18 protein-coding genes and 4 pseudogenes are annotated in these 15,512 nt (G+C 70.5%); 10 read left to right on the top strand and 12 right to left on the bottom strand.

Going from position 1 to position 15,512, the window contains the following annotated elements; translation table 11 throughout:
- Positions 1-17: 17 nt before the first annotated feature.
- From RNC47_RS37680 to RNC47_RS28965, 4 genes and pseudogenes are all read right to left on the bottom strand, one after another.
- Positions 18-407: pseudogene (locus tag RNC47_RS37680) on the bottom strand (carboxylesterase family protein); the annotation flags it as partial.
- A gap of 82 nt (positions 408-489) precedes the next feature.
- Positions 490-588 (bottom strand): annotated as a pseudogene (locus RNC47_RS37675) (hypothetical protein); the annotation flags it as partial.
- 40 nt (positions 589-628) lie between these two features.
- Positions 629-1,906: an amidohydrolase family protein gene (locus RNC47_RS28970; protein WP_311602932.1), complete on the bottom strand. Its 1,278-nt coding sequence runs from the start codon at positions 1,904-1,906 to the stop codon at positions 629-631.
- 474 nt (positions 1,907-2,380) lie between these two features.
- Entirely contained in the window at positions 2,381-2,827 is a 447-nt protein-coding gene (locus RNC47_RS28965; RefSeq protein WP_311602930.1) for an ester cyclase, read from the bottom strand.
- 87 nt (positions 2,828-2,914) lie between these two features.
- Between RNC47_RS28965 and RNC47_RS28960 the strand changes: the two genes are divergently transcribed.
- A complete protein-coding gene (locus tag RNC47_RS28960) occupies positions 2,915-3,820 on the top strand; it encodes a LysR family transcriptional regulator (protein WP_311602928.1) in 906 nt (301 codons plus the stop codon).
- Positions 3,821-3,989: 169 nt separating this feature from the next.
- Entirely contained in the window at positions 3,990-5,024 is a 1,035-nt protein-coding gene (locus RNC47_RS28955) for an MmyB family transcriptional regulator (RefSeq protein WP_311602927.1), read from the top strand.
- Positions 5,025-5,032: 8 nt separating this feature from the next.
- Here the strand turns inward: RNC47_RS28955 and RNC47_RS28950 are convergent, their stop codons facing one another.
- Positions 5,033-5,452, bottom strand: coding sequence for a nuclear transport factor 2 family protein (locus RNC47_RS28950; protein WP_311602925.1), 420 nt, complete (start codon positions 5,450-5,452; stop codon positions 5,033-5,035).
- A gap of 200 nt (positions 5,453-5,652) precedes the next feature.
- A pseudogene (locus tag RNC47_RS28945) lies at positions 5,653-5,814 on the bottom strand (IS5/IS1182 family transposase); the annotation flags it as partial.
- 330 nt (positions 5,815-6,144) lie between these two features.
- Between RNC47_RS28945 and RNC47_RS28940 the strand changes: the two are divergent.
- Both RNC47_RS28940 and RNC47_RS28935 read left to right on the top strand, forming a co-directional pair.
- Positions 6,145-7,023 carry a cyclase family protein gene (locus RNC47_RS28940; RefSeq protein ID WP_311602924.1) on the top strand — a complete coding sequence of 293 codons (879 nt, stop codon included), beginning with the start codon at positions 6,145-6,147 and terminating at the stop codon, positions 7,021-7,023.
- A 19-nt stretch (positions 7,024-7,042) separates the two neighbouring features.
- Positions 7,043-7,261, top strand: a pseudogene (locus RNC47_RS28935) (hypothetical protein); the annotation flags it as partial.
- On the opposite strand, the gene RNC47_RS28930 reads toward RNC47_RS28935, so the two are convergent.
- Positions 7,228-7,590 carry a YybH family protein gene (locus RNC47_RS28930; RefSeq protein WP_311602923.1) on the bottom strand — a complete coding sequence of 121 codons (363 nt, stop codon included), beginning with the start codon at positions 7,588-7,590 and terminating at the stop codon, positions 7,228-7,230. The pseudogene RNC47_RS28935 and the gene RNC47_RS28930 sit on opposite strands and share 34 nt — an antisense overlap.
- 57 nt (positions 7,591-7,647) lie before the next feature.
- Here RNC47_RS28930 and RNC47_RS28925 point away from each other — a divergent pair, with 57 nt between their 5' ends.
- A complete protein-coding gene (locus RNC47_RS28925) occupies positions 7,648-8,100 on the top strand; it encodes a winged helix-turn-helix transcriptional regulator (RefSeq protein ID WP_311602921.1) in 453 nt (150 codons plus the stop codon).
- Positions 8,018-8,623 carry a nucleoside triphosphate pyrophosphatase gene (locus RNC47_RS28920; protein ID WP_311602920.1) on the top strand — a complete coding sequence of 202 codons (606 nt, stop codon included), beginning with the start codon at positions 8,018-8,020 and terminating at the stop codon, positions 8,621-8,623. Before RNC47_RS28925 ends, RNC47_RS28920 begins: the two co-directional genes overlap by 83 nt.
- Here the strand turns inward: RNC47_RS28920 and RNC47_RS28915 are convergent.
- Positions 8,579-9,040 (bottom strand): hypothetical protein, encoded by a 462-nt coding sequence (locus tag RNC47_RS28915; RefSeq protein WP_311602918.1) that lies wholly within the window; start codon positions 9,038-9,040, stop codon positions 8,579-8,581. The genes RNC47_RS28920 and RNC47_RS28915 overlap by 45 nt on opposite strands.
- A 309-nt stretch (positions 9,041-9,349) precedes the next feature.
- On the opposite strand from RNC47_RS28915, the gene RNC47_RS28910 reads away from it, so the two are divergent.
- Positions 9,350-11,131: an acetyl/propionyl/methylcrotonyl-CoA carboxylase subunit alpha gene (locus RNC47_RS28910; RefSeq protein WP_311602916.1), complete on the top strand. Its 1,782-nt coding sequence runs from the start codon at positions 9,350-9,352 to the stop codon at positions 11,129-11,131.
- A gap of 43 nt (positions 11,132-11,174) precedes the next feature.
- On the opposite strand, the gene RNC47_RS28905 is transcribed toward RNC47_RS28910, so the two are convergent.
- Positions 11,175-11,426, bottom strand: a complete 252-nt coding sequence (locus RNC47_RS28905; protein ID WP_311602915.1) for a type II toxin-antitoxin system RelE family toxin — start codon at positions 11,424-11,426, stop codon at positions 11,175-11,177.
- The gene (locus RNC47_RS28900; RefSeq protein ID WP_311602914.1) at positions 11,423-11,686 is read right to left on the bottom strand and encodes a type II toxin-antitoxin system prevent-host-death family antitoxin; all 264 of its coding nucleotides are present in this window, start codon (positions 11,684-11,686) and stop codon (positions 11,423-11,425) included. Before RNC47_RS28900 ends, RNC47_RS28905 begins: the two co-directional genes overlap by 4 nt.
- A 170-nt stretch (positions 11,687-11,856) precedes the next feature.
- Between RNC47_RS28900 and RNC47_RS28895 the strand changes: the two genes are divergently transcribed.
- Positions 11,857-12,054 (top strand): DUF397 domain-containing protein, encoded by a 198-nt coding sequence (locus tag RNC47_RS28895; protein ID WP_311602913.1) that lies wholly within the window; start codon positions 11,857-11,859, stop codon positions 12,052-12,054.
- Between the two features lie 25 nt (positions 12,055-12,079).
- Here RNC47_RS28895 and RNC47_RS28890 read toward each other — a convergent pair whose 3' ends face one another.
- Together RNC47_RS28890 and RNC47_RS28885 are read right to left on the bottom strand one after the other, a co-directional pair.
- Entirely contained in the window at positions 12,080-12,931 is an 852-nt protein-coding gene (locus RNC47_RS28890) for a DeoR/GlpR family DNA-binding transcription regulator (RefSeq protein ID WP_449657358.1), read from the bottom strand.
- A gap of 169 nt (positions 12,932-13,100) precedes the next feature.
- Positions 13,101-14,543: an NAD(P)H-quinone dehydrogenase gene (locus RNC47_RS28885; protein WP_311602911.1), complete on the bottom strand. Its 1,443-nt coding sequence runs from the start codon at positions 14,541-14,543 to the stop codon at positions 13,101-13,103.
- A 107-nt stretch (positions 14,544-14,650) separates the two neighbouring features.
- Here RNC47_RS28885 and RNC47_RS28880 point away from each other — a divergent pair, with 107 nt between their 5' ends.
- Positions 14,651-15,088, top strand: coding sequence for a gamma-glutamylcyclotransferase (locus RNC47_RS28880; protein ID WP_311602910.1), 438 nt, complete (start codon positions 14,651-14,653; stop codon positions 15,086-15,088).
- A 223-nt stretch (positions 15,089-15,311) separates the two neighbouring features.
- A partial coding sequence (locus tag RNC47_RS28875) for a FliH/SctL family protein (protein WP_311602909.1) occupies positions 15,312-15,512 on the top strand: 201 nt, incomplete at its 3' end.

Raw genomic sequence — 15,512 nt, 5'->3', positions numbered from 1 at the left:
ACGCTCATCGCACCGGCCGACTCCCCCGCGACCGTCACGTTCCCGGGATCACCGCCGAAGGCAGCGATGTTGTCCCGCACCCATTCCAGCGCGGCCACCTGGTCCCGCAGGCCGAGGTTGGCCAGGCCGTCGTCGAGGAAGAGAAAACCCTCCGCGGCGAGCCGGTAGTTGATCGTCACGCAGACCACGCCGCTACGCGCGAAGGCCGACCCGTCGTACACCGCCACGGAGTTGGAGCCGTTGGCGAACAAGCCGCCATGGATCCACACCAGCACCGGAAGGCCGCTTGCCGTGGGGTCGGGCGTCCATACGTTGAGGTTGAGGCACTCCTCCCCCTCGATCTCCACCTCGGGGAAGAGCCGCCGGATGGCAGGCGGGTAGTCCCCCTTCGGCGCTGTCGGCCCCATGCGATCCGCGTCGCGGACGCCCCGCCCACGGAACCACCGGCTGCGGGGGCCGCATCCTGTTCGCCCCGAAAGGTGGCGCGGCGTACGGAACTCCCAGGAAGGAGGCGACCCCCTCGCGTAAACGGCCTTCCACGGTGCCGCCCTCGACAGTCACCCTGGGGCCAAGCGCGTCCTTCGACATCAGAAACTCCTGCGCGACGTTTGCATCACATGTTGATCGATCAGATGAGACGGCCGGAGCTGATGACGGCCCGGCGGCGCCGCGGATCGATCAGGTGGGAGATGTCCGCGAGCGGGTCGGCGTCCAGGAGCAGAGCGTCGGCAACGGCGCCCACCGTCACGGTGCCCACGACGTCCCGCTTCCCGATCTTTTCCGCGGCGCGACCGGTGGCCGTGGTGATGATCTCGGACAGGGGCAGTCCGGCCTTGGCGAACAGTTGCAACTCACGCAGCAGGGCGCTGCCCGGCGTGGGCATGCCTATCGCGATGTCGCTTCCGGCGACGAGCTTGACCCCGGCCTCGTGGAAGAGGGGCAGCGTGCGCATGGCGTAGTCGAACCGGGTCTGTGATTCGTCGGCCGGGTGGTGTGGGAACGGCATGCCCCAGGAGGGCCGAGCCGCGATCGCGGCCGCGTCCTCGGCCGAGGAGATGCCGGCAGCGACGAGTTCGTCCAGGTAGGCGGGGTCCCCGCTGCGGCCCAGCTGCTCCCAGGTGACAAGCGTTGGGCAGTAGAGCGTTCCCGTCGCGGCCAGCAGGGCCGCGATCTGCTCCGCTTCACTCGCATCGGTGGGATCCTCCGGGACGAAGGAGTGCTCGATGCAGTCGGCTCCGGCCGCAACCGCCTCCCGCAGGTCCGTGCCTGTTGCCACATGGACCAGTACCTTCTTGCCCGCGCCGTGCGCGGCCTGGATGATCGCCTCGAGCGCGGCCAGGGTAACCCGCTCGCCGCCTCCGGGCTTTCCGTCAAAGATGCACTTGACGAAGTCGACCTGATCGAGCAGTTTCTCGACCTGCCGATGTGCCTCGTCGACATCGCCCACTTCGACGGCCATGGAACGCTCACCGTGGAACGACAGGGGCCAGCCCTGGACACTGGTGAAGACCGGTCCGGCGAAGAACAGCGATGCCGCGGTGCCGCCGGCCCGGCCGGCCTCGCGGATCGTGCGGCTCTGCGTGACCGAGCCCCCGAGATCACACACCGACGTGATGCCGGAGTCCAGATAGCCGGACATGGCCCTCTGGAGATGCGGCAGCCGCTCGGCTTCCGGCAGGGACATGGCGAACCCGGTCAGGTGAGTGTGGCTCTCCCACAGACCTGGCAGCAGGTAGCCGCCGCGTCCGTCCAGAACCACTTCGCCGTCGTCGCCGCTCGGCGCCCTGGCGGTGTCCGCGCCGGAGGGACGGATGTCCTCGAATCGCCCGTCGGCGATGCGGACGTCCATGGCGGGCAGGCCAGCACCACCGGTGCCGTCGATGACGGTCACGTTCTTGATGATCACGTTCGGTTCCGTTCGATGGTGCTGATCGAGGACTGTGCGCGTTGGCGGGATGACAGAGGTCAGCTGAGCCGTGGGAGCGAGTTCGGGCAGGGGAGGGCCAGCGCCGCGACCGCCCGTGTGGCCGCCGGGTTGAGCACTGCTCCAAGGCTGGCCATCGGGAGCGGGATCATCCAGGCTCTGTCGATCCCAGGCTGAGACCGAGCTGAAAGGGCTGGAGCGGGCGCCGATCCAGGTCCGGCCGCAGCACGCGGGATCGGTCTCATGCGACACACCACGCGTCGGGACGGCAGAAACGGTCCAGTACAGGCCGGTAACGACAGCGGACGGCGCATGACGATCGACCGGGCCGGGCTGGCCGATTTCCTCCGACGGCGACCGGCGGCACCACAGCCGGAGGACGTCGGACTCGTGCGTGGGGGCTCACCAGCATGCCGCAGCACGCTCACGCAGACCTCGCTCCCGGCGGCTGCCCGGCTACCTTCCTTCGGCGCCCAGCTGGCGCAAGAGACTGCGGTTGTCGGTGCGTACCCACTCCTCGACGAGGCGTCCCCGGTCGTCGAAGCGGAATATGTTGATCAGGTCGAACACGACGCGTTTACCGTTGGGCGGCAGCGGGCCAGCCGGTGACTGCGTGAACTCACGGGCGAAGGTGCCTTCGATCCATGTCTGGCAGGCGAGGTGGTCACCATCGGCCACCACGATGCCGCGCCGGATCGTTCGGTCGACGAAAGCCTCGCGCACGGAGCCGAAGTAGGCGGTGAGCCCGGCGAAATCGGACTCGAAGCCGTCCGGCCCGTGGAAGCGGAACTTCTCCGTGTCGAAGTACGTCGCGGCCTCGGCCGGATCCTCGCCCGACACCTCCAGTTCACCCGCCCGGATCAGGCGTGCCACCAGTTCATTTCGAGTGAATCGCTGTGTCATGTCGCCAGCCTGCCCCCGTCCAGCCATGCAGTCCAACGATGATTCCGCACCATTTCCATGAGGAACACGCATGTTAGCCTCGCGGCCATGGTCGAGTTCACGCTTGCGGGTCTCCGCGTCGTCCACCAGGTCGCCGCCGCGGGATCGTTCACTCGGGCCGCCGAGATGCTCGGCTACACGCAGTCAGCCATCTCCCGCCAGGTCGCTGCCATGGAGGCAGCAGCCGGAGCGCCGATCTTCGACCGCAGACGACGAGGCGTGGCTCTCACCCCGGCAGGCCAGGTGCTCGTCCGGCGCGCGACGGAAATCCTCGCCGACATGGCGGCGACCGAGCTGGAACTCGCCGGCCTGCGCGACCGGCTGGCGGGGCGCCTCACGATCGGCGCCTACCCCACTGCGGCCATGGCGTTGGTCCCGCGAGCGATGGCACAGGTGACCTCTGGCCATCCGGGTCTCGCCGTGGTTCTGGAGGAGGCCTCGACGCCCGCCCTGCTCCGGCGGCTCCGGACGGGCCGGCTGGACGTGGCGGTGATCGGGATCGGCCACGGCCTGCCGGATTACGACCTGAGCGAACTGAGACAGACCACAGTGCTCCAAGGTGACCTTCTGGTGGCCGTTCCGGACACGCACCGGTTCGCGGGCCACGCTGGCATCACCGTGCTGGACCTCGCCCAGGAACGCTGGATCGCCGGAGACGGGACGGCGGGCGAGCCGCAGTTCGGAGCCTGGCCCACCCTGTCGAACCCTCACATCGCCCACACTGCGCGCACTTGGTCGACACGCCTGGGCCTGGTCGCGGCCGGCCTGGGCGTCACGGTCATCCCCGACCTGGCCCTACCAGCCCTGCCGAAGGGGGTACGGGCCGTGGCCGTCACCGACAGCTCCTGGCCCGGACGCGCTACTGTCGCCGTGACCCGGCCGTGCCCTTCCGCCCAGGATCAGGCGATGGTGACAGCCCTGCGGAATCAGGCCGCCTGTCTCCACAACGCCTGACTCCTGGCAGGAACCGCCGGAAGGTTCCCAGTGACCTGAGTCGGAGATCCTCAGGTAGTTCGATAGGTCGATCCAGCAGGCTGACGCCCAAACGCCGCCATCAGCACCGGCCCTGCAGCCGGGGCGGTCCCTTGAGGATCTACGCCAGCACAGGACGGACGCGAGGTGGATGGCGGCCAGGCTCGGCGCGGACTTCTCCGACGTCCGGGGGCACGCCGACAGCGCCGCCCAGCGCTCGGTCGCCGAGATGGAGGCGGCGTCGCTGTCTCCGCGCCGGGATCGGCCGGCGAACTACGCTGGGGAAGATCCGACAGGAGGAGGGGCGCGCATGGCCGATTCACGAGGGCGCTCGAGGACCGTCTTCGGTGCGTATCTTCGACGTCTTCGGGAAGCGACCGATCCCGAGTCCCTCGGATTGCCCCGGGGACAACGACGTGTCAGCGGTCTGCGGCGTGAAGAGGTGGCCACCTTCGCGGGAGTGAGCGTCGACTACTACACCCGGCTCGAGCAGGGACGCGAGGAGAACCCGTCGCAACAGATGTTGGATTCGCTGTGCCGCGTGCTCCAGTTGAACGAGGACCAGCGTGTCCATTTCCACCGGTTGGCCGGTACGGATCCAGCGCCGCGGCCCGCACCCTTGACCACCGACGTGCCCCGCGAGATCCACCTGCTGTTGGAACGGTGGTCGATGAATCCCGCATTCGTCTACAACGACGCACAGGACATTATCGCGGTCAACTGCCTTGGCCAGGCGCTGTACCAGGGCTTCTCGAGCATGGCCAACTTCGCGCAGATGATGTTCGTGGACCCGCACGCGAAGTCCTTTTACGTCGATTGGGATCTCGTCGCGCTCGACACGGTCGGTGCGCTTCGGCAGGCCTGGGGCAAACCATCAGTGCGGCCTGGCGTCCAGGAGGTTGTTGACCGCCTCACCGCGGCCGACGCCGATTTCGCACAGATGTGGAGCGGTCACGCCGTCATCGGAAAGCACCGCCGGACCAAGAGACTTCTCCATCCCTCCGTCGGCGAGATGACGCTCGAATATCACGACTTCACGATGCCTGACACGGGTGACCTGCACCTGCTCGTCTGCGACGCCGAGCCGGGGAGCAGAACCGAGGAGTCGCTGCGACTGCTCGGAACGGGTCTCGACGGCGAAGGATGGCGCGGCCGGCGGTACGTACCGCCGGCCGCTGCGGAGTGACTCCTGGCTCAGAGCGCTACACGCTCCACGATCTCGTAGTACGCGTGGAGGTCGAGCCACTCGATACCGGTCACGACCTTCCCGTCCTTCATGGTCAGGATGTAGAGATAGCCGTTGTTGTACGGCTGCCCGTCACGAGCACGCCCGGTGCTGTCGATTCGGACGATGACATCGTCCCCGTCTGCCCAGATTCCCCTGGGTATGATCGCCAAGGGCCCGTCCAGTCGATCGAACAGCGCCTTCTCCGCGTTCTCGTGGAGGTCCTTGAGGCCGCTGTATTCGCCGGCGACGGGGCCGTGGCCCGCGATGGTCCAGGTCGTGGATTCGGTGAAGATCTCCTTGAAGAAGATGGTGAAGTCCTCCGCGCCGGCGGCGAGGGCACCCTTCACGATCTCCAGGTTCGATTCCTCCACGGGGGAGTACGTCATTCGTGGCTCCAACTCGTAGCAGTTGTGCTGCGCGGGATCCCCGCGCGTAGGGCGGCGGAACCCGCGTAAGTAATCTAGGAGCCGGGCGCCGGGGAAGGGGAGGCCGTGCTGTTCATAGGTGCGGCGCACCCCCGCCCGGACGTCGTGTCCTTACCCGTTCGGGCCCGTGGGTGATCGGCGGCGCATAATAAAGCCGTGTCCTATGTGGTGAGTCGACGGAGGCGTTTGTAGCAGCTGAGGGCGGCGGCGAGGCCAAGAAAGGCCCGGCAGTTGCGGGAACGGCGTTCACAGCGGTGTGCCAGGCGGCGGTAGCAGGACAGCCAGGACATCATGCGCTCGACCACCCACCGATGACGGCCCACTGGTCAGCACGTAGACGATGGCCGCGAACTCCCCATGCCCAAGCAACGGCCGACTCACCACGTAGGACACGGTCTTAAAGGCGGATCGTCAGGCCCTGAATAACGCGGTCCACTTCCGCGACAGTTGAACCGACGACCTGACTTCAGCTCGACGGCCTTCTCCCGGGACTGAACACTGTCTTGTCCGACGCTGCCCGATCGGCGAGCGGTTGATCGCGTGAAACCGAGCGCTACCAGCTACCAGCCGTGCCCGGGAGCAAGGATGGCCGCGGAGGACCGCCCGCCCTTGCCTTGCGCTCTGAGCACATCATGACGAAAGGGGCCACCGACATGGCCGATACCAGTGAGACGGACCTGCCGGACAACTGGGGCCGATGGGGAGCGGACGACGAACTCGGCACCCTCAACCTGATTACCGACCAGGTACGCGCCAGGGCCGCCGCAGAGGCGCGGACCGGCCAGTGGGTGTCACTGGCACAGCCGATCACGCCGAGCGCGATGTTCTTCAGCCCCTTCTCGCCCGAGACGGTCGACGCATCGCCGGTGCAGCAGATGGTGTCCCACACCGGTGGACCCGTGGCAGCCGATCTGTCGGTGGTCTACCACCACCACTGGAAGTCGACGCACCTCGACGCGCTCGCACACTGGTCGACCGACGGCCAGGTCTATCCGGGCCGGCCGAGGGAGCAGGTCGTCACCCCCGTCGGGATTACGCACGCATCGACGGCTGCTTTCGCCGCCGGGATAGTGACACGTGGGGTCCTGCTCGATCTGGCCGTCGAAGGACCACTTCCCCCCGGCTATGCGGTGACGTCACACGACTTCGAACAGGCCGAGAAGCGGCAGGGAACCCAGGTGGGCTCCGGGGACGCACTGGTGGTCCGACTCGGCTGGACGGGACGCGCGCCTCACGACACACCGAGCCCGGGAATCAGCATGGACGCGGTGCGGTGGATGCACCGCCGAGGAGTTGCCATCGTCGCCCCGGACAGGGGTGACGCGCATCCTCCCCTGAACCCGGACGAGCCCTCCCCGCTGCACGGGGTAGCGCTCGGCCGGATGGCGATGCCTCTGATCGACGTGCCCCAATTGGATGACCTCGCGGCGCTGTGCGCGCGGCTGAAGCGCTACAGCTTCCTGCTCACCGTCGCCCCGCCCCGCATCCACGACCTGACCGGCGTACCAGTCAACCCCATCGCGATGTTCTGACCGAACGATCATCAGCCCCCTTGGAGATCCACCCACCGGCAACCTCGACGAGGCCACCCGGGACGAGGTCATGGAGGTGCTGGAGAGCCGGTGGCGCGAGCTCGGTCTGACCTTCGTCATGGTGACGCACGACAGCGCCCTGGCCCGCCGCGCCGAGCGGGTGGTCCGCATCGCCGACGGCCGGATCGAGATCGGTGAACGCGCTCAACTCCCGCCGAAGGGGCTGTCGACGACGTAGCGCCAGCGCCCGTCGGCGCCGCGCCGCGCCACGTCCGTGGCGGTGGCCGCGATGCCGGCGGCCGGGATCTCCCAGTCGACGACCAGCAACGCGACGTCCCCCGCGACGCTGACCGACCGTGGCCGCACCGTGATCGGCAGGCCGAGGGACAGGAACTCCTCGTTGGCCCGCTCGATCTCCGCCCGGCCGCGGGCGGCCGGTCCCGAGCGGGGCACGAACACGGCGTCCGGCGCGTACAGGTCGAGCACGGCGGCCCGGTCGCCGCTGTTGAAACGCGCGGCGAACGCGGCGGGCACCTCTTCCGGAACGGCGGGAAGGGTCGGCACCATGGCGGGTTCTCCTATCGTGGAAGGCTCAGTCCGGCTCCGACGCTAGGAGGCGCCCCCGTGACTCACCCAACGGTTGGCCACGCGCCGGGGCTGCCGGACGACCCACGCGCCCGGGTCGCGGCGCCGGCGCCCGGCTGCCCCGTGGAGATCGCGCTGGACGCGCTGCGCGGGCGGTGGACCACCCTGGTGGTGCGTGAGCTCCTCACCGGGCCGCGCACGTACAGCGAGCTCTCGGCCGCCCTGCCCGCGCTCTCCGACAAGGTCCTCACCGACCGGCTGCGGCACCTGACCGAGGCGGCCGTGCTCGACCGTGAGCGCGTCCCCGGCTTCCCGCCCGGCGTGCGCTACCACCTCACCGAGCGCGGGCGGGAGCTGGGCCCGGTACTCCAGGCGTTGTGGGACTGGGGCGCCCGTTACGCTGGCGACCATGACGCCGAAGAGACGACTGGTGCTGGCCTCGCAGTCCCCCGCCCGGCTCGGGCTGCTGCGGCAGGCCGGTCTCGCGCCTGAGGTGATCGTCAGCGGCGTCGACGAGGACGCCCTCACCGCCGAGACCCCCGAGGGGCTCGCGCAGGTGCTCGCCGACGCCAAGGCCGAGGCCGTCGCCGCCCGCCCGGAGGCGGCCGGCGCGTTGGTCGTCGGCTGCGACTCGCTGCTGGAGCTCGACGGCCGCCCGCTCGGCAAGCCCGCCGACGCCGAGGAGGCCATCGCCCGCTGGAAGTCCATGCGCGGCCGGGCCGGCGTGCTCCGCACCGGGCACTGCCTGATCGACACCGTCGACGGCCGGCGGGCGAGCGGCGTGGCGTCCACCACCGTGCACTTCGGGGAGCCGACCGACGACGAGGTCGCCGCCTATGTCGCCTCGGGCGAACCCCTGTACGTGGCGGGCGCGTTCACCCTCGACGGCCGCTCGGCGCCGTTCGTCGAGCGCATCGAGGGCGACGCCGGCAACGTGATCGGTCTCTCCCTGCCGCTGCTGCGGGAGCTGCTACGCGAAGGGCCCGGGATTCCGATCACCGACCTCTGGGCCTGACGCGGCGGCGACCCCCGCCGGCAGCGGCGGATACAGCGTCAACGTCAGCACGATCAGCCCGAAGACGACCATCAGACCCGCGAACGCCGACCAGCCGACGAGCCCCACGGCGAGCGCGCCGAGCACCGCGTGCAGCACCGCGCCGCCGACGAGCGCCACCCGCGCGAGCCGACGTGGCGGCCGGTCGGTCACGGACACCCGCGCCAACAGCACGCCGCACAGCAGCAGGAAGAGCGCGAGCACCGCGCCGCCCACCCATGCCGACACGCTGATCGCCGTGGCCGAGACCCCGCCCACGGACATCTCCTGTTTCTCGGCCACCAGGCCGAGGATCCACTGCAGCAGCCCGAGGAGCACCGCCGCACCGAAGACCACCACCGCCGCCACCGCGGCCACGCCTCGTCTGCCCCGGTTCACGCGGCGCACGCTACTGCCGGGTAAAGCCGACGGCAACCCCCCTCGACCGGAGGGCAAAGAATCACGCCGAGCCTTATGGGGTTCCTACAAAACGAGGGGGCCCTTGATGTCCCGGACCACCCGAGTTTCAGTCCGCCCCCGGAATCAGAACGCAAAGCTCAGCAAGGCGCGTACCTTGGGACGGCAAGGATTTTCACCGGACGGGCGCGCCGCGCTCACCACCCGTGTGGGCAAGGTCACTCCTGTGGGCGACTCGTTGCGAGGTGTCGCCAGTACCTAAAATCCCCTTGTTCCGAGGAGGGAGCCATCGTGCGCAAGGTGCTCATCGCCAACCGCGGCGAAATCGCCGTCCGGGTCGCCCGGGCATGCCGGGACGCCGGCATCGCCAGCGTGGCCGTCTACGCCGAGCCGGACCGGGACGCGGTGCATGTCCGCGCGACCGACGAGGCGTTCGCGCTGGGCGGTGACACCCCGGCCGCCAGCTATCTGGACATCGAGAAGGTGCTCAAGGCGGCGGCCGACGCCGGCGCCGACGCGATCCACCCCGGCTACGGGTTCCTGTCCGAGAACGCGGAGTTCGCGCAGGCCGTGATCGACGCCGGCCTCACCTGGATCGGCCCGCCGCCGGACGCCATCCGCTCGCTCGGCGACAAGGTCGCCGCCCGCCACATCGCGCAGCGCGCCGGCGCGCCGCTGGTCGCCGGCACCACCGACCCCGTCTCGGGCGCCGACGAGGTGGTGGCGTTCGCGCGGGAGCACGGCCTGCCGGTGGCCATCAAGGCCGCCTTCGGCGGCGGCGGCCGCGGCCTCAAGGTGGCCCGCACGATCGAGGAGATCCCCGAGCTCTACGACTCGGCGGTGCGCGAGGCGGTGGCCGCGTTCGGCCGCGGCGAGTGCTTCGTCGAGCGCTACCTGGACCGGCCACGCCACGTCGAGACCCAGTGCCTGGCCGACCGGCACGGCAACGTGGTGGTCGTCTCCACCCGCGACTGCTCGCTCCAGCGCCGGCACCAGAAGCTGGTCGAGGAGGCCCCGGCGCCGTACCTGAGCGACGAGCAGAACGCCGAGCTCTACCGCGCCTCCAAGGCCATCCTGCGCGAGGCCGGCTATGTCGGCGCCGGCACCTGCGAGTTCCTGGTCGGCCAGGACGGCACGATCTCCTTCCTGGAGGTCAACACCCGCCTGCAGGTGGAGCACCCGGTCTCCGAGGAGATCACCGGCATCGACCTGGTGCGGGAGCAGCTGCGCGTCGCCGAGGGCGAGGAGCTGGGCTACGACGACCCCGAACTGCGCGGCCACTCCATCGAGTTCCGCATCAACGGCGAGGACCCGGGCCGCGGCTTCCTGCCGGCCCCCGGCACGGTGACGACGTTCGTGCCGCCGCTCGGTCCCGGCGTGCGGGTGGACACGGGCGTGGAGTCGGGCTCGGTCATCGGCCCGGCGTGGGACTCGATGCTGGCCAAGCTGATCGTCACCGGCGCCACGCGGCGCCAGGCCCTGGAGCGGGCGGCGCGGGCGCTGGCCGAGTTCCAGGTCGAGGGCATGGCGACGGTCATCCCGTTCCACCGCACGGTCGTGAAGGACCCGGCGTTCGCGCCCGAGGTCACGGGCCGGGAGGGCGAGCCGTTCCAGGTCCACACCCGGTGGATCGAGACCGAGTTCGTGAACGGGCTCTCCCCCTACGACGGCTCGGCCGCCGGCGCGGAGGCGGCGGAGGGCGCGGTCCGCGAGACGGTGGTGGTCGAGGTCGCCGGCAAGCGTCTCGAGGTGTCGCTGCCGGCCACGCTGGCGATGCCGCTGGCCCGCGCGGCGGTGGCGGGCGGCGCCCGCCCGGCCCGCCGCAAGCCCGGCAGGCGAGCCGCCTCCGGCGCCACGGGCGACGCGCTGGCCTCCCCGATGCAGGGCACCGTCGTCAAGGTCGCCGTGGAGGAGGGTCAGCAGGTCTCCGAGGGTGATCTGGTGATCGTGCTGGAGGCGATGAAGATGGAGCAGCCGATCAACGCGCACCGCGCCGGCACGGTGACGGCGCTCAAGGCCGAGGTCGGCGAGTCGCTCTCCTCGGGCGCGGTGATCTGCGAGATCAAGGACTGAGAAGCGGCGGCGGTCCGCGCGGCACGCGCCGTGCGGACCGCGGTCAGCCGGACACGCGGCCGACGTGTTCGATGTGAAGCACGCGCGCCTCCGCGTCGAGGCGGTACAGGATGCGCCAAGGGCCGTGCCGCAGCCGACGGTGGTCCGTGCCCCACGGGTGGGAGCCGGCCGGTCGGGGGTCCTCGGCCAACTGGTCGGTGGCCCGCAGCAGGGTGTCGACCCCGTGTGGGTCCTCCTTGAGGTGACCGGCGGCGGCGTTGAGCGCCGACGGCTCCCACGGGACGTGCCAGGTCACTCGCTTCGCCCGGCCGCGTCGAGCAGGGCCCGGCGCGCCTCGCTGTGCGGCACCGGCGCCTCGGTGCGGCCCAGAGCGCGATCACGCTCGAGACGAGCGAGGGCCAGAGCGTCCTCCAGATCCTCCAACTCGGCCGGGGAGATGAGGACGGCCGTCGGAACGCCCCGGTCGGTCAGTGTGATGTGCTCGTGTTGGGCGGCTCGACGCACCAGATCGCCGAGCTTGCCGCGCGCTTCCGCGATGGGATATGTAGCCGACATGCATCTACTGTACAGCTGGATTACACATCCGCTCGGCTGATCCGCCCGCACACATATGCCGAACGCATTTTCGCTACGATCTGCTCTCGCGTCGTGACGCTGTTGTGACGCGTGCCTCCGCGTGGGGCGGGAACCGGCGTGTTTTCCAAGGGCATGGAGGACGATCGGCGATGCGTTTACTGCAGGAGTGGGAACTGCGGACCGCTTCCTGGCGCAAGTCCAGCTACAGCAACGGCAACGGCGGTGAGTGCGTCGAGGTGGCCAAGGGGCTCACCGGGGCGCTGCCCGTCCGGGACAGCAAGCGTCCCGGCAAGCCCGTGCTGGTCTTCCCGCACCGCTCCTGGCAGGCGTTCCTCACCAACCTCTGAGCCCTCGACGAGGCTCGACAAGCCGTCAACCGTCCAGCCGGCGCAGCATCCTCGGGGCGCGCGGCACCGGCAGGGGGACCTCGCGGCGGCCGACTCCCGGCGGCGGTTCGCCCGGGTGCTTGGCGACGCCGCCCCCCGCCAGGGCGATGCGGACGCCCTGGGCGGCCAGGGCCTCCAGGACGGCCGCCGCCCGGTCGCCGTCGCCCGGTGGCGGCTGGTCCGTCACCAACTGCGCGATGTGGTCGGAGGGCACGGTCTGGAAGGCCGTGTCCAGGCCCAGCTTCGTGTGGTCGGCCAGCACCACCACCTCGGCCGCCGCCCGCACCAACGCCCGGTCCACGCTCGCGGACAGCATGTTGGAGGTGGAGAGACCACGATCGGCGGTGAGGCCGGAGCCGGAGATGAACGCCCGGCTCACCCGGAGACCGAGCAGCGACTGCTCGGCGCCGCTGCCGACGAGCGCGTAGTTGGAGCCGCGCAACGTGCCGCCGGTCATGACCACTTCGACCCGGTTGGCGTGCGCCAACGCCTGGGCGACCAGCAGCGAGTTGGTGACCACCGTGAGCCCCGGGACCCGCGCCAACCGGCGCGCCAACTCCTGGGTGGTGGTGCCGGCGCCCACCACGATGGCCTCCCCCTCCCGCACCAGACCGGCCGCGTACTCCGCGATGGCGGTCTTCTCCGCCGTCGCGGCCATCGCCCGCTGGGGAAAGCCCGACTCCCGGGTGAGACCACCAGGGAGGACCGCGCCACCGTGCCTGCGGTCCAGCAGTCCTTCGGCCTCCAGAGCGCGCACGTCGCGCCGCACGGTCACCTCGGAGGTCTGGACAACCCGGGCGAGCTCCCGGAGCGAGACCGCCCCGTTCGCCCGCACCATTTCGAGAATCATCTGACGACGTTCAGCAGCGAACACGGAACTGACAGTAACCTGAACGACCGTCTGCTTTCAGCAGGTTGCGGGGATTTTCCGATGTTGTCTGTGCGCACGCCCCCGGCGTGCTATGCACCGATGCGCCCGCCTGTGCGATCCACGCGCTGACCAGTGCCTACTGTTCCTCGGCCGCCCTACGGGTGTGCAACTGCCGGGCCGCCTCGGCGATCGAGCCGGACAGAGACGGGTACACAGTGAACGCCTTTGCGATCTGTTCCACCGTCAGACTGTTGTCGACCGCGATCGAAATCGGATGAATGAGCTCGCTCGCCCGCGGCGCGACGACCACGCCGCCCACCACGATCCCGGTGCCGGGGCGACAGAACAGCTTCACGAAACCGTCCCGCACCCCCTGCATCTTGGCCCGCGGGTTGCGCAGCAGCGGCAGCTTCACCGTCCGCGCGTCGATCCGCCCCTCGTCGACGTCCGCCTGGGTGTAACCCACCGTGGCGATCTCCGGGTCGGTGAAGATGTTCCCCGAGACCGTGTTCAGGTCGAGCGGCGCCACCGCGTCGCCCAGGAAGTGGTACATCGCGATCCGGCCCTGCATCGCCGCCACCGAGGCCAGCGCCAGCACACCGGTGCAGTCCCCCGCCGCGTACACGCCGGGCGCCGTCGTCCGCGACACCTTGTCCGTCCAGATGTGCCCGGACTCCTTCAGCTTGACCCCGGCCTCCACCAGGCCCATGTCCGAGGTGTTCGGCACCGCGCCCACCGCCATCAGACAGTGCGTGCCCGAGATCGTCCGGCCGTCCTGGAGGGTGATCTCCACCCGGTTCCCGACGCGCTTCGCGGCGGCGGCGCGCGAACGCGCCATCACGTTCATCCCACGGCGCCGGAACACGTCCTCCAGCACGGCCGCCGCGTCCGGGTCCTCGCCGGGCAGCACCCGGTCCCGCGAGGAGACCAGCGTCACCCGGGAGCCGAGCGCCTGGTAGGCGCCGGCGAACTCGGCGCCCGTCACGCCGGAGCCGACCACGATCAGCTCCTCGGGCAGCTCCTTCAGGTCATAGACCTGCGTCCAGGTCAGGATCCGTTCACCGTCCGGACGCGCGTCCGGCAGCTCGCGCGGCTGCCCACCGGTGGCGATCAGCACACAGTCCGCCTCCAGCTCCAGCGGCGCGCCGTCCTCCGTGTCGAGCACCGTGACCCGCCGCGCACCGTTGGGCCCCTGGGCCGGCTCCAACCGGCCGTGCCCCCGCACCACCCGCACGCCGGCCCGCGTGACCGAGGCCGTGATGTCGTGCGACTGGGCGAGCGCGAGCCGCTTCACCCGACGGTTGACCCGGCCCAGGTCGACGCCGATGCCACGCACCTCGTCCCCGACGCCGTCCCCGTCGTGGTCTATCTCGATACCGAGCTCCTCGTGCGAGGAGTCGAAGCCGGTCATCACCTCGGCCGTGGCGATCAGCGTCTTGGACGGCACGCAGTCGGTCAGCACCGAGGCACCGCCGAGGCCCGCCCGGTCGACGATCGTCACTTCGGCCCCGAGCTGCGCCGCGACGAGCGCCGCCTCGTAGCCGCCGGGTCCGCCGCCAATGATCACGATCCGAGTCACGTATCCAGTGTCTCGTACGACCGGTCGAATCTCCCGCCCGGCCCCCGCGGTCGGTCGCGCCCACCGCTTCGGCCGGTCACCCCCGCCTCTCCCGTACGCTCAGTCCCATGTCGCTCTACGCCGCATACGCCGGAAACCTCGACCCCCGGCTGATGTCCCGCCGCGCCCCGCACTCGCCCCTGCGCGTCACCGGCTGGCTGACCGGCTGGCGGCTCACCTTCGGCGGTGAGGAGATGGGCTGGGAGGGCGCCCTGGCCACGATCGTGGAGGACCCGATCTCCGACGTCTTCGTCGCCCTCTACGACATCGCGCCGATGGACGAGGAGGCACTCGACCGCTGGGAGGGCGTCGGCCTCGGCATCTACCGCCGCACCCGGCTGCGCGTCCACACCCTGGACGGCGACGTGGCGGCCTGGGGCTACGTGCTCAACGGCTACGAGGGCGGCCTGCCGTCCGCCCGCTACCTCGGCGAGATCGCCGACGCGGCCGAATCGGCGGGCGCGCCGCACGACTACGTGATGGAGCTGCGCAAACGTCCGTGCTGACCGGCCTGGCGGCCTGAGCGCCCCGAAGGCACCTCCGCCGGAGCCGGCCCCGGGCGTCACGAGGGCACACGCGGCGCGGTGCGCTCCCCGCTCCGCGGGAACGGAACTCGGTTCAGCCAGCGGCGCGTTGTGGCAGCCGCCCAACCGGCACGGCGCTCCGCGCCGCGAGCCTTTGCGGGGCACCGGCCCAGGCCGTTTCCCCCGCCCACCCACCCATACCGGCGTGCCGCCGAAGGCCGCGCCGCCGCGCAGCGCCATGCGCCGCGAAGCCGACCGCGAAGCCGACCGCGAAGCCGACCGCGAAGCCGGCCGCGAAGCCGGCCGCGAAGCCGGCCGCGAAGCCGGCCGCGAAGCCGGCCGCGAAGCCGGCCGCGAAGCCGGCCGCGAAGCCGGCCGCGAAGCCGGCCGCGAAGCCGGCCGCGAA

This window comes from Streptomyces millisiae (assembly GCF_031845425.1).
GTDB lineage: Bacteria > Actinomycetota > Actinomycetes > Streptomycetales > Streptomycetaceae > Streptomyces > Streptomyces millisiae.
This window is presented reverse-complemented; position numbering and strand designations above follow the sequence as displayed.